Annotated in this window: 7 protein-coding genes; 4 read left to right on the forward strand and 3 right to left on the reverse strand. The window is 62.3% G+C overall.

Translation table 11 applies throughout. The features are described 5' to 3' along the window. Nucleotides 1–42: 42 nt before the first annotated feature. From smc to moaC, 3 genes are all read left to right on the forward strand, one after another. On the forward strand, nucleotides 43–3,792 hold the full coding sequence (smc, locus tag VHX65_12885) for a chromosome segregation protein SMC (GenBank protein ID HEX3999439.1): 3,750 nt from the start codon (nucleotides 43–45) through the stop codon (nucleotides 3,790–3,792). Between the two features lie 1,104 nt (nucleotides 3,793–4,896). Continuing rightward, the gene (locus VHX65_12890; GenBank protein HEX3999440.1) at nucleotides 4,897–5,469 is read left to right on the forward strand and encodes a helix-turn-helix domain-containing protein; all 573 of its coding nucleotides are present in this window, start codon (nucleotides 4,897–4,899) and stop codon (nucleotides 5,467–5,469) included. A gap of 605 nt (nucleotides 5,470–6,074) precedes the next feature. After that, complete coding sequence (moaC, locus tag VHX65_12895) at nucleotides 6,075–6,593, forward strand: cyclic pyranopterin monophosphate synthase MoaC (protein HEX3999441.1); 519 nt, start codon at nucleotides 6,075–6,077, stop codon at nucleotides 6,591–6,593. A gap of 176 nt (nucleotides 6,594–6,769) precedes the next feature. Here moaC and VHX65_12900 read toward each other — a convergent pair whose 3' ends face one another. The 3 genes from VHX65_12900 to uvrA all read right to left on the reverse strand — a co-directional run bounded on the left by VHX65_12900 (nucleotide 6,770) and on the right by uvrA (nucleotide 12,093). Continuing rightward, a complete protein-coding gene (locus VHX65_12900; GenBank protein HEX3999442.1) occupies nucleotides 6,770–7,813 on the reverse strand; it encodes a ThiF family adenylyltransferase in 1,044 nt (347 codons plus the stop codon). A 93-nt stretch (nucleotides 7,814–7,906) separates the two neighbouring features. Then, nucleotides 7,907–8,914 (reverse strand): hypothetical protein, encoded by a 1,008-nt coding sequence (locus VHX65_12905; protein HEX3999443.1) that lies wholly within the window; start codon nucleotides 8,912–8,914, stop codon nucleotides 7,907–7,909. Nucleotides 8,915–9,105: 191 nt separating this feature from the next. Next, nucleotides 9,106–12,093 carry an excinuclease ABC subunit UvrA gene (gene uvrA, locus VHX65_12910; protein ID HEX3999444.1) on the reverse strand — a complete coding sequence of 996 codons (2,988 nt, stop codon included), beginning with the start codon at nucleotides 12,091–12,093 and terminating at the stop codon, nucleotides 9,106–9,108. 273 nt (nucleotides 12,094–12,366) lie between these two features. Between uvrA and VHX65_12915 the strand changes: the two genes are divergently transcribed. Next, entirely contained in the window at nucleotides 12,367–13,410 is a 1,044-nt protein-coding gene (locus VHX65_12915) for a TIGR01777 family oxidoreductase (GenBank protein ID HEX3999445.1), read from the forward strand. Nucleotides 13,411–13,479: the final 69 nt, after the last annotated feature.

Genomic DNA, 13,479 nt, shown 5'->3' on the forward strand with positions numbered 1-13,479 from the left:
CCTTCTTCTTCAAAGCCTTCTTCCTCAAAGCCTTTTCTTCCCATGCTCAAGGCGCTGGAACTTGTCGGCTTCAAGAGTTTCGCCGACAAAACGCGGTTCGACTTTCCGCCCGGCATCACGGTCGTCGTCGGACCGAACGGCTCGGGCAAGTCGAACGTCGTCGATGCCATTCGCTGGATTCTCGGCGAACAGAGCATCAAGAATCTTCGCGGCAAGGAGATGGTCGACGTTATCTTCAACGGCTCCAGCAGCCGCCGCGCACTGAATTCCGCGGAAGCGACGCTGGTGTTCGACAATTCCGATCATCGTCTGCCGGTCGATGCGGCCGAAGTGGCCGTTACGCGGCGCGTGTATCGCAGCGGCGAAGGCGAATATCTGCTCAATCGGCAGCCATGCCGCTTGCGCGACGTTCGCGACCTGTTTGCCGGCACCGGCGCGGCGACCGAAGCCTACAGCGTCATCGAGCAGGGCAAGGTCGATATTCTGCTCCAATCGTCGCCGCGCGATCGCCGGGCGATTTTCGAAGAGGCTGCCGGCATCAGCCGCTTCAAGCTGAAGAAGATCGAAGCGCTGCGGCGATTGGAACGCGTCGAGCAGAATCTGCTGCGGCTGCGCGACATCGTCGATGAAGTCGAAGGACGGCTGAATTCGGTCCGCCAACAGGCGGGAAAAGCGCGGCGCTACAAGGAACTTGCCGATCGGCTGCAAGCACTGCGCGTCGGCATCGGGCGAACCGATTGGCGGAAATTCACCGCCCGCATCGAAGCCGCCGAACTGGAAATCGCCGGGCTGCGCGACGAGAGCGTGGCAGCGGCAGCCGAAGCCGATATTATCGAAACACGCGGCCTTTCGCTCGAAACGGATATCGCCGAGATCGATCGGCTCGTTCGCACCAGCGAATCGCGGATTGCCGAAAATCGCGAACGGCTTGCCAAACTCGATTCGACGATCGAGCATCAGCGCGCCCAGATCGCGGATTTCGAAGAACAGTCGGCTCGACACCGCCGGCAGGTGGCGGCACTGGGCGTGCGCACCAGCGACGTCGAAGAGCAGATGCAGGCCACGCGCGATGCCGTCGCTGCCGCGGAAACAAGCCACGAACAAAACACCCAGCAACTGGCCGAGCGGCAGAAATCTTTCGATGCGCTCACGAACCGGCTCGACCAAATCCGCAACGAGAACGACACTCGCCGCACGGCCCTGTTGGAGCAAACGCGTCTTGCGGCGGCCCGCGCCAAGGAAATTGCCGCCATCGAATCGCAGTCGGCCGCAGCGCGCAAGGGTCAGGAAACTTGCCTTGCTCTCCAATCAGAACTCGAAGCCGAACGAAATCGGGTCGCCGCCGAAGTGGGCGATCTGAACGCCCGCCACGAGCGGCTTGTCGACCAACTGTCTGCCAAGGCCGATGCGCGAACCGCGATCCAAAACCAACTGTCGGAAGTACGCCGCCGCCAACAATCGCATCAGGAAGAGCTGACGCGGTGGAAAGAACGTCTCACCGCCGCCCTCGAACGCGACCGAATTCTCAGCGAACTCGAAAATCGCTTGGAAGGGGTTGGCGCGGGCGTGAAGCAGATGCTGGCGATTGCCAGGCAAGACCCGGCCGGGCCGCTCGGCACAGTGCGCGGGATGCTCGCCGATCTCTTGCAAGTCGACGTGCCCATCGCGGCGCTGGTGGAAATGGCGCTCGGCGAAAAAGCCCAATATCTCGTGATCGACTCCGACGCACGCCTCGGCGAACTTTTAGCGGCCGAGGAAACGCTTGCCGGCCGGGCTGGCTTCCTGCCGATGTCGCCCTCCGCCTCGACCACGGCAAGTGCCACTTCGGCGGCGGCTGGTTCGAAGGAACTCGAACGTCGGCCGAGCGTCGTCGGCCGGGCCGATCGGTTCGTTCGCACGGCCGCTGAATACGAGCCGCTGGTGCGACAGCTTTTGAGTCGAACTTGGATCGTCGAAGATTATGCCGCTGCCGCGGAACTCTCCGCATCGCCGACCGGCCGTGGCTTGCAGTTCATCACGGTCGGCGGACAGGTGCTGGACGCCGACGGCAGCCGTTCGATCGGTCCGTTGCAATCCGCAGCAGGATTAATCTCGCGCCGCAGCGAACTCCGTGCGTTGGAATCGCAAATCGTCGAGTTCAAACGAAACATCGGGCAACTCGAATCGCTGTTGAGCACGCTCCAGCGGCAGGCGACCCGGCACGACCGCGAACTCGCCGACGCGACATCGCAACATCAGCACGTGTCGGAGCAATTGGCCGAGAGCCGTATGCGGCTCGAAGCGGCCAAAGCACGTCAATCGCGGATCGACGGCCGCTATGCAGCAATGGTCGGTGCTGCGAGCGAAGCCGAGCGACGGTTGTCGGATCTTTCCGCGGCGCTCACGGCATCGCGAGCTCTCGCCGAGCGGCAAACGGCCGATCTTGCTCAAGCCGAGAAACTATTTGAAGAAACCGCGCGGCAAATCGCCGAATTGGAGCAAAGCCGCGAAGAGCAACATCGCGAGATGAGCGCAGCCAAGGTCGAATGGGCTCGCGGCGAACAGAAACTCGACCACCTGAAAAACCAACTGCGGCAATTCTCGCAACACCGCGAAGAACGCCAGCGCGCCCTGACCGACAGCCGCGAGCAATTGGCGCGTTCGATCGAACGAATCGGCGAGGCCGAGGGACGAATCTTGTCTGCCGAGGCCGAATTGGCCGGCTTATATCTGCAAAAGGAATCGTTTTCCGGCGAAACGGCCGGGCATATCGATCGCCGCGAAGCGCTCCGCGCCGAACGCTCGGCCACGCTCGACGAAGCCCAGCGCCGCCGCAATCGGATTCGCAAGCTGGAAGAAAAACTCCACAAGCGCGAACTCGCCGCGGGCCAGTTGCAACACGAACGCGCAACGCTCGTCGAGCGGCTCCGCGAAGACTATTGTCTCGATCTGGCCGAGCTCGCCGAGCTGGGCAAGGGTGAGGGTGAGGGTGAGGGTGAAAGCGACGGTGGCAACGACCGGGGACTGGCTCATTTCGCGATGCCCGGTGAGCAAAATGTGCCTGTCCCCTTTGCGCCGAGAAAGCGAGCCGACATCGAGCAGGAGATTACCGATCTGCGCGCCCAATTGGCGGGTCTTGGGCACGTGAATCTCGATTCGCTCGAGGAAGCCGACGCCTTGGAGCAGCGGTTCGGCACCCTATCGGGGCAGTTCGACGATCTTTCGAAGGCCAAGGCGACCTTGCAACAGATCGTCGGCAAGATCAATGCCGACAGCCGCCGCCTGTTTGGCGAGACGCTGCAAACCGTGAAGGATCATTTTCAGGGGCTGTTTCGCAATCTATTCGGCGGCGGACAGGCCGACATCGTGCTCGAAGAGGGGGTCGATATCCTGGACGCCGGGATCGAAATCATCGCTCGGCCGCCCGGCAAGGAACCGCGGAATATTTCGCTGTTGAGCGGCGGCGAGAAGACGCTCACGTGCGTGGCCCTGCTGCTCTCGATTTTCCGCAGCCGGCCGAGCCCCTTCTGCGTGCTTGATGAAGTCGATTCGGCCCTCGACGAGGCCAACACCGAGCGATTCGTCGGCGTGTTGCACGAATTTCTCTCCTGGACGCAATTCATCATCGTGACGCATTCGAAACGCACGATGACGTCCGCCAACACGCTACACGGCGTCACGATGCAAGAATCGGGCGTGTCGAAGCGCGTCTCGGTGCGTTTCGAAGACGTAAGCGAGAACGGCGAGATTCTCTCCGCGCCAACGCAGCGCCCGGCCGCCGACGGCGGCAACGACGTCGCTCGTGCCGCGTAAGCAAACGAAGACGGCTCACACCAAGCCGCGGCCAACGTAGCAGGCACACTCCGTGTGCCGTCTGCCCTGCCCTGTGCGCAATGCGCCGCGGAGCGCCGAGGCATACGGAGTGTGCCTACTACAATGTCGAAGCGAGCCGCGAGGCGGATAGGTCACGAATGGCAAATGCCCGTTCGCCATTCGTGCTTCGTCGTTGCTTAGACATTCGGCGTTCGGCATTCGTCATACTCCTCCGCCCCTCCGCGCCGCCGCATGAAAACCGCCTGTCGCTGGTCTTTTCGCCGCAGCCCCTATAATTGATAGGGTTTGTCGTGCTGGAATTCTCGGTACAGGCGGACGGACGGAAGACGGCGATTGGAAGGGCGATCGGGCGCATAGCGTTTGGGGACGGCGACGGGCACCATCGAGCAATCAAAGGATATAGATATTCGGCGGCAAAATCCGCGGTTTCCGCGGGTTTGCCACCCTCGGCAGTACTTCTCTGACCCGTTCGAGCGTTACGACTGGCGAAAGTTTCTAAAGTCTGCTGGCCGCGCGACTCGAAACTAATCATCGGAAGGCTTGCTCTCGGAAGCGTTTGACCACCAATCTCAGCCCGCTGGGATTGGAGGGACAACGCGAGCGTGAGCGGGCCGCAGGGGGGACCTGCCCAGTCAGACGGCTATCGATCGGGGTGCTAGCGCGCGGTTTGGCGCTAGGGCCCGGGCGCTGGCGGTCTATCTTGTTGCCTGTCTCCCTCCGCGGTTCCGCGAGCGCGTGGATTCGGCGAGGGAAGTTCCGCTGAATGGGGAAGACACGGTGTGTTTCCCTGTTGGCGAATTTTCGCCCATTTCCGCCCGTCCGGCTAGCCGATGTGTCCCTTGTAGGCATTGGCAAGAGGGAACTGAGCCACGGCCCAACACGAAATCGACTATACGGAAGGCCCCGACCCAAAAGCAAACGGATCGCCCGGTTAAACCCGCAACCCGGCGAAGAAGGATCTGACCCATCAGACCGACGGTCCGCTAGCAAGGGGCGTGGAAGCTGACCTCGGATTGCCACGAGCACTCCGACGCGCGTCAGCGGAATCCCCAAACAAGCGAAGAGTACATTGGAGAGCCTGCGATGAAGGTCTTCACAACAGGACAGGTCGCAAAGATCTGTAAAGTGGCCCCGCGCACCGTCAGTAAGTGGTTCGACTCCGGTCGGCTTCGCGGCTACCGGATTCCCGGTTCCCAGGACCGCCGAATTCCCCGCGAATACCTGATCAAGTTTCTCAAGGAGCATGGTATGCCCCTGGGCGACTTGGAAGATGAGGCGATGGCCAAGGTGCTGGTCGTCGGTCAGGATCAGGTGCTGCTCGAAAATCTCAAGCGTCAGTTGCCCATCGAGCGGTCGTTCAAGATTGCCGTGGCCGCCAGCGGCTTCGAAGCTGGCATTCAGGCCGAAAGCTTCCATCCCGATTGCATTATCGTCGATTTTTCGATCGGCCGGGTGGAGTCGCTGCAAATCTGCCAGAACCTCCGCCGCAACCCTGAGTATGCCGACACGATCCTGATCGCCTTGCTGCCCGACGACGGCAGTTCGACGAGCTTCGATCGATCGACGATCAACGAAACGTTCAAGAAGCCGTTCGACGTGGCCTTGCTGGCCGAGCGTCTGCGGACCTTGATTGGCGCCCGCAAGGAACTGGTCTAAGAATGGGTTTGCGTCGGGAGGCAGTTTCCGCCCAAACGGCCGCCCGCTATTGCTTCGCCGATTTCCGCTCAAACCGTCGCGGATGACCCCCGCGGCGGATAATTTTCCGCTGCTCCGACAAACCCGAAGCGTTAGCGAGGATGCCTCGCCAACGCTTCGGGTTCGTTTGTTGTGGGAGCGCGGATTGGCGTGGCGCGCCCGATCAGAAGGCCAATTTGCTCACGCGGAGTCGCTGCGGAAGCGGGGAGCGCGGAGAAAACGCCAAAGCGGACGAAGTGGACGAAGTGGACGAAGCGAAATAGAGCGGACGGAAGGGACGGAGCAGACGGAGTGCAGGAAAATCGGGGAAGTAGCAACTCACGGTTGCCTGTCCCCCTCTCCCCTCCGTGGGAAATGGGTTAGGGGTGAGGGGAGCCCCGTCAGAAATCATTCCACCCAACCACTGGAACCCTCCGGGCACTCCCCTCCCCGGCTCCGCGTGATTCCTTCTGCCGCGTCGTGCTGACCGATTGCCGGTGGCCCGGGCGCGGCGCATAATCGCGCTTGCTGCCTCACAGCCTCAAGCCTCAAGCCTCACAGCCTCAAGCCTCACAGCCTTTTCCCCCATGTCCCACTTCGACGCCGAAGGCCGCAGCCGAATGGTCGACGTCGGCCAGAAGCCGATCACGGTGCGGATGGCACGAGCCACCGGCGAAGTGTACCTACTTGAAGCGACGCTCGATCGCATTCGCCGCCGCGATCTTTCCAAGGGCGACGTGCTCGAAGTCGCCCGCCTGGCCGGCATCATGGGCGCCAAGCGCACTTCGGAGCTGATTCCGCTGTGCCATCCCCTGCCGCTCGATGCGGTGACGATCGATTTCGCCTTCCCGGATGCGGGCACGCTGGCGATCGAAGCCCAGGTGCAGTGCACAGCGAAAACCGGCGTCGAAATGGAAGCCCTCACGGCCGTTTGTGTCGCCGCCCTGACCGTATACGACATGTGCAAAAGCATCGACCGCGAAATGCAAATCGGCGCCGTCCGGCTGGAAGAAAAATCCGGCGGCCGCAGCGGACATTTTGTGAGGGGCCAGGGAACGGGGAGCGGGGGCCACGGGACAGGGGCCAAAGATCAGGAAGCGAAATAGGTTCTCATCCAAACGCATGTTTTGGCCCGGCTACGCGCATGCAGCGGTTTGCAGCAGCCCGCAGCGCTGGCAAGGGAATCGAGCCCATACTCCCTTGCTTGCGCGACGGGCTAATTCTGCCTGCGGAGCAATTGAGTTCGGGGCGCCGGTCGGCGGCGGAACTCTTCGGTCGTCCGTTACATCCCGACATATTTCGCGTACACATTTCGAGCCGTGGCAATATCCTCCGTGCCGGCGATGATGGCGCGGCCGTCGGCGAAGAGGGTGATCGTGTAGCCGTCGATCGCGAAGCGGAGCAAAAATGCGTTGCGAGTTACCTGGCCGACCGTGCGAAGTTTTCTTTCGAGATCGTCGAGTGATGCGGCCGTTGACGAATCGTCCGTCGATGGCGACGCCAGTTGCACGGCGTTGCGGCCGCAGAGAACTGCCGTTTGACTGCCGCGGCGGCCGGAGAGCCAGGGGAAATCGCCGTCGCGGCACGTCGCACAGCCTTGCTCGGCCAATCGCGCGAGGCCCACTTGTCGGAACCGATTTTCCCACAGATCGACCACCGTCAATCCCCGGCTCACCGCGGCGAGATTGCCGCTAAGGATTTTGATCGCTTCGCAAGCCTGGATGGCCGAGACTGCGTGGATCGCCGAGGCGAGGATGCCGGCCGTGTCGCAGGTCGGCATGCTCCCCGGCGGCGGCGATTCGGGAATCACGCAGCGCAGGCATGGCGGCCGATCGGGCAGAATCGTCATCGCCTGGCCGATCGCGCCGATCGCACCGCCGTAGATCCAGGGGATTTTGCACCGCAAGGCGGCCTCGTTCAGCAGAAAGCGGGTTTCGAAATTGTCGGTGCCATCGACAATCAGATCGACGCCGTCGCACAGCGCCAAGATATTGCCGGCTGTGACATCGGCCACCAGGGGTTCGACTTCCACCGCCGAATTAATTCGCCCTAGTTTCGCGGCGGCGGCGATCGCTTTCGGCAATCCTTCCGCGGCGTCGGCTTCGTCGAACAGGACTTGACGCTGAAGATTCGTGATCTCGACGAAATCGCGATCGACGATCCTCAGCCGGCCGATGCCGGAGCGGGCGAGCGTATCCGCGGCCGCGGAGCCTAAGGCGCCGCACCCGCAGATGAGCACCCGCGCCGCCGCGAGCCGCCGCTGCCCCGTCTCGCCGATCGGCGGGTAGCGCATCTGCCGGGTGTATCGATCGAGAGATTCGCTCATTGTAGCAGGCATGCTCCGCATGCCGTCGGGGGGTTGAAACGCTTAATTGGCGGGAGGTTGTCACAAGGGCAGACGGCACACGGAGTGTGCCTGCTACGTTACGAAATAGCCTGCGAAATCGCCCGAAGCGGCCATGTCGTATTGTAATCGGTCGCACGCGGCGCGGGCGGCGGCAAGCTGGGCGGCGGCGCTTGAAATCCGGCGGCGAATCAAGACTGGAAGTTGGCAGCCGGTAGACGGTGGCAGGTGCTCCGCATCGACATCGCAAAGCAGCACTTGAGCCCATGGCGGAGCTACCCGCGCGGCGCCGGCCGAGAATTTTGCCGCAAACAGCACGTTCTTGGCGGCGGCGCGAATTGCAGAATCTACCTCCGCATCCGCCGGAAATATCAACAGAAAAATCGCCGGCCATTGGCCGAGCCGGCGTACTTCTTCGAGCAGATTTTCCGCGTGCGAGTTCAAATCAATGAAGAGCGGCACGCCGTGCTTACTCGCTTCCAAGCAAATGCCGTCATCCGGCGGAGGCCCGCAAAGCGTGATGTTCGCTTTGCGCGCCGCTTTTAGATCATCGACAGTAATTTGCGGCAACCATACGCCGCGCGGCACCCAGCGCACCATGTCTAAAAAAATTGCCCGCCCTTTTGTTCCCAGGCGCCGAATTCCGAACCAGCGTCGGATCGAATTGGATTGGCCCTCCGAAGGTTCCCCCTCACCCCTAACCCCTCTCCCGCAAGGGGAGAGGGGAACCGGCGTTGCGGCCTGTTCCACCGATTCCTCGCTACGGACGACTAGCTCGTTTCCCCTCGGCCCTCGTCCCTCGTCCCTCGCCCCTAGCTCGGCCCGATACAGCATCGGCAACTCGGGCGTCCAGAAGCACGGGTCGGGCACGACGGCTTCGGCCAACAGCGACTCGCCCGGCCCGAGATCTCGAAAGGGAATTCGGGCGGAAAGAGTTTGCGCGAAGCGGCATTCGGGACCGACGAGTTCACCGGATAGCTTCCGGTCGGCCGTCGATTCGTCGCGCGCGAGCCGCGCATAGACGCGGGCGGCCGCCTCATGGGCATCGCCGAAGAAAAGTTCGAGTTGATTCAATGCCTGCATCAAGAGCACCGGTTCAATTGTGTGCCACTGGCAAGCGAAGTCTGCCAGCGCGAGCGCCGCGCGACGCAATTATTTCCTTCGACGTCGCCGTCTGATCAAGGACCAGCCGTCCGCCTCGGATACAAAGTTCAACGTCAAGCTGCCCGCCGGCACTGGCAGACTGCGCTTGCCAGTGGCACATGGTTTGGGCGTCAGGCCGGTTGCTCCCGCGGTGGATGGGCGAGGGCTTCGGCGAGGAATCGGCCGGTGGCGGTGTGCGTTTGCCTGGCAATATATTCCGGCGTGCCTTGCGATACGATCCGGCCTCCCTCGTCGGCCGCTCCCGGGCCGAGGTCGATAATCCAATCGGCAGCCTTCATCATTTGCAAGTTGTGCTCGACCACGATCAGCGAATGCCCGACCGCTAATAGGGCCTCGAAGCAATCGAGCAATTGCACGACATCGGCGAAGTGCAGTCCTGTCGTCGGTTCGTCGAGGATAAATAGGGTGCGAGATCGCTTGGCGGCCGACATATAGCCGGCCAATTTCAGCCGCTGGGCCTCGCCGCCGGAAAGCGTGTTTGCCGGTTGGCCCAAGCGCAGATAATCCAGCCCGACGTCGATCAGCCGCTTCATCCGCACCTGCACCTTGCCGCAGCCGCGGAAGAAGGCGAACGCCTCGCGAGCCGTCATGTCGAGCACCTCGGCGATATTTCGGCCACGGTATTGCACGGCCAATATCTCCGGCCGATAACGCTGCCCGTTGCACTGCGGGCACTTCATATACACATCGGCCATGAATTGCATGTCGATCTGCAAATACCCGTCCCCTTCGCACATGCTGCACCGCCCGCCATCGACATTGAAGCTGAAATGGCTGGCGGAGTAGTTTCGCGTGCGGGCTTCGAGCGTTTCGGCGAACACGTTGCGGATTTCGTCAAAGGCTTTGATGTAGGTCACCGGCTTCGAGCGCGGCGATCGGCCGATCGGGCTCTGGTCGACCAGCACGAGGTCGTCGATTTGGCCGTCGCCGAACACGTCGTCGTAGGGGGCCGGCTTCGGGCCTTCGAGCCGCATTCGCCGCCGCAGGGCCGGATAAAGCGTGTCTTCGACCAACGTGCTTTTTCCCGACCCACTCACGCCCGTCACGAGGCACAACACGCCGAGCGGAAATTCGACGGTCAGGTTCTGCAAGTTGTTTCCCCTCGCGCCGGCGAGGCGAACCCAGCCGTGGCTTGGCCGGCGGCGGCGATTGATGCCGCTCACGCCGCGGCGGCCAGTGAGAAAATCGCCCGTCGTGCTTTGTGGACAATTCTCCATCTCGGCCACCGTGCCTTGGAACACGACCTTTCCGCCGCGCTCGCCGGCGCCGGGGCCGATCTCGATAATTTGATCCGCCGCACGGAGCATCGTTTCTTCGTGTTCCACCACCAGCACGGAATTACCGCGATCGCGCAGAGCGGTCACTGCCTTCAGGAGCCGATCGACGTCGGCCGGGTGCAAGCCGATCGACGGTTCGTCGAGCACATAGAGCATGTTCACCAGGCTCGAGCCGAGAGCCGAGGTGAGGGCGACGCGCTGCGATTCGCCGCCGCTGAGCGTGCGCAGCGTGCGGTCGAGCGTGAGATAGCCGAGCCCGACGGCATCGAGATATCCCATCCGCGATTGCACTTGTTCGAGCATCATCCGCCCCACGCGGCGCTGCCAGTCGGATAGCGGCAGCTTGGCGAAGAAGCCGAGAGCATCGCGGATTTTCAACGCAGCCAGTTCGGCGATATTCAGCCCGCCGATGCGCGTGGCAAGCGCCTCCGGCCGCAACCGGCTGCCGCCGCACACCGGGCACGGCCGATAACTCCGCCAACGGCTCAGATACACGCGCAGGTGCATCTTGTATTTCCGCCGCTCGAGCCATTGAAAGAAGCCTCGCAGGCCGCCGAAATTTCGCTCCGCCACGCCTTCGCGCACAATCCGCAGTTGCTCGTCATTCAAACTGCGAAATGGCACGTCCAGCGGCAATCCAAAATCGTCGGCCAGCGCGATCAGTTCCTTCAACTCGTGGGCATAGGCGGGCGTATTCCACGGGGCGATGGCCCCCTCGCGAACCGACTTGTTCGGATCCGGAACGATCAAATCCATATCCAAATCGATCACATTGCCGAACCCCTCGCATTCCGGGCAGGCCCCGAGCGGACTGTTAAAGCTGAATAGCCGCGGCTCGGGCAGCGGATATTCGATGCCGCAATCGTCGCAGCGCATGGTGCGGCTAAATGTGAGCCGCCACCACGGCCGACCATCCAATTCGAACGCCGCCCCGCGGCCGCCGCTGGGCAGATCGGGCCGCTCCGGCAGGTCGATGAGCACATGGCAGACGCCGTCGCCTTTGGCAAAAGCTGTTTCAATCGACTCGCGCAATCGTTGCGGCGTCGCGGCCCCGGCGGTAAGGCGATCGACGATGACGAGCAGAGGGGCGAGGGGCGAGGGGTGAGGGACGAGTGAAGGCCGGGGACTGTCCCCTTTTGCGGAGTCCGCGGAGCAAAAGGGGACCGTCCCCATCGGCGGCGCGCCCAGCGTCGTCGATTCCTCGTCACTCGCCCCTCGCCCCTCGCCCCTCGCCCCTATCTCCACCGTCCGCCCATCGAGCACCACCCGAACAAATCCTTCTTCTCGTAGCGCGGCCAATGGCGATGCAAGCTCGGCGTCGTCTCCGTTTGCCGCGGATTCCGGCGGCGGAGCGAAGGCCAACATGAACCGGGTGCCCGCCGGCAGCGGCGCAAGCGCGTTGGCGGTGCTCTCGGGCGATTCGCTGCGAACCGGCTGGCCGCAGTTCGTGCAAAACACCTGGCCGATTTTGGCCATCAGCAGCCGCAGGTAGTCGTAGGCTTCGGTAGCGGTTCCGACCGTGGCCCGGCTGGAGCGATTGCTGCTGCGATGGGTGACGGCGATCGCGGGCGGGATGCCGGCGATCAATTCGGCCGTGGGTTTTTCCAGCCGTTCGAAGAATTGCCGGGTGTAGGCAGAAAAAGTTTCGATATAGCGCCGCTGCCCCTCGGCATAGAGCGTGTCGAGGGCGAGGCTCGTTTTTCCGCTGCCGCTCAGGCCACAGAATACGACGAGCTTGCGGTGCGGGATATCGAGATCGATTCCCTTGAGGTTATGCACCTCGACGCCGCGCAGTCGGATAAATCCCTTGCTGCCGCTCACGAGTTGTCCTGCCAGCTATTTGCACGACGGTCCAAACTATCATCATAGACAACCGCCGCGCGCCAGCCCAGCCGGCGCTCGTTTCAGCCTTCAGCCTTTCGAAAAGAGCTGCGTCCCAGCGTCCCCTTTTCGCCGTCCCTTTTCGCCGTCGTTGCCCGTCTTCTGCCCGCCATGCTTCGGCTTGTTAATCAGCTTTGGTTGCTGCGGTTGACGGATCGATCAACGCGTCGGTTAATGCATCGATTCAATTGCAATATAAAAAGAGCGAGCGAAATGGATACCCAGCAAAAGGTCGTCATCGCGGGGGGAAGTGGTTTTCTGGGACGACCCTTGGCTCGATGGTTTGCCGAGCGAGATTGGGCCGTCACGGTGTTGTCTCGGCGCCCCGGCAATATTGCACCGCGAGTCCGTTCGATCGGTTGGGATGGCGAATCGCTCGGCGATTGGACGCAGGCACTAGAAGGCGCGGCGGCGGTTATCGATCTCGCGGGGCGCTCGGTCAACTGCCGCTACACTCGCGCAAATCGCCGCGAAATCATGCAATCGCGAGTGCGTTCGACGCGGGTGATCGGCGAAGCGATTGCCGCATGCTCGTCGCCACCGGCGGTATGGCTCAATTCGAGCACTGCCACCATCTACCGGCATTCGATCGATCGGCCGATGGATGATGTTACCGGCGAAATCGGCGCGACCGCGGAAGCCAACGACGCATTTTCGATCGAAGTTGCGACTACCTGGGAGCGGACGGTGGATGAAGCCTGCACACCGCGCACTCGCAAGGCAAAACTGCGCATCGCGATGGTGCTTGCTTTCGGCCGTGGGGGAGTGTTCGACGTGCTGCATCGGCTCGTTCGCTGTGGTCTGGGTGGAACGATGGGCCCCGGCAATCAATTCGTCTCATGGATTCACGGCGACGATTTTTGCCGGAGCATCGAGTGGCTGATCGAGCACGGCGACTTGAGCGGCCCCGTCAACATTGCCGCCCCGAATCCCTTGCCGAACCGCGAGTTGATGCGACTGTTGCGGCGGTTGTGCAGAATGCCGATCGGCCTGCCGGCGGCAAGTTGGATGCTGGAAATCGGCGCATTTTTTCTCCGCACGGAAACCGAGTTGATTCTGAAAAGCCGGCGCGTGGTGCCCCGGCGGCTGCTGGATTCGGGATTTCAATTTCAATTCGCCGACGCCGAATCTGCGCTCGCCGAGATTTTGCGCCGTTCGGGATGCGATCGCACGAGTCCATCGCCCCGCGAGCAGGCGGCATTGAAAACCGCCAAGCGCAGTTTTGCTCGCGTTGACAAAACCTATGCTGGCAGCTAGAGTTACGATGGCAATTCGGCGGTAGGTCGCCAGAATTTGCTTTTCCCGCGCGTTCTCGCCCTTGTTTGG

The sequence above is a fragment of the Pirellulales bacterium genome, assembly GCA_036267355.1.
Classification (GTDB): Bacteria; Planctomycetota; Planctomycetia; order Pirellulales; family DATAWG01; genus DATAWG01.

Excerpts from the sequence above, each read along its gene's own strand:
- smc (HEX3999439.1), top strand. The coding sequence starts at position 43 with ATGCTCAAGGCGCTGGAACTTGTCGGCTTCAAGAGTTTCGCCGACAAA.
- VHX65_12890 (HEX3999440.1), top strand. The coding sequence starts at position 4,897 with ATGAAGGTCTTCACAACAGGACAGGTCGCAAAGATCTGTAAAGTGGCC.
- moaC (HEX3999441.1), top strand. The coding sequence starts at position 6,075 with ATGTCCCACTTCGACGCCGAAGGCCGCAGCCGAATGGTCGACGTCGGC.
- VHX65_12900 (HEX3999442.1), bottom strand. The coding sequence starts at position 7,813 with ATGAGCGAATCTCTCGATCGATACACCCGGCAGATGCGCTACCCGCCG.
- VHX65_12905 (HEX3999443.1), bottom strand. The coding sequence starts at position 8,914 with ATGCAGGCATTGAATCAACTCGAACTTTTCTTCGGCGATGCCCATGAG.
- VHX65_12915 (HEX3999445.1), top strand. The coding sequence starts at position 12,367 with ATGGATACCCAGCAAAAGGTCGTCATCGCGGGGGGAAGTGGTTTTCTG.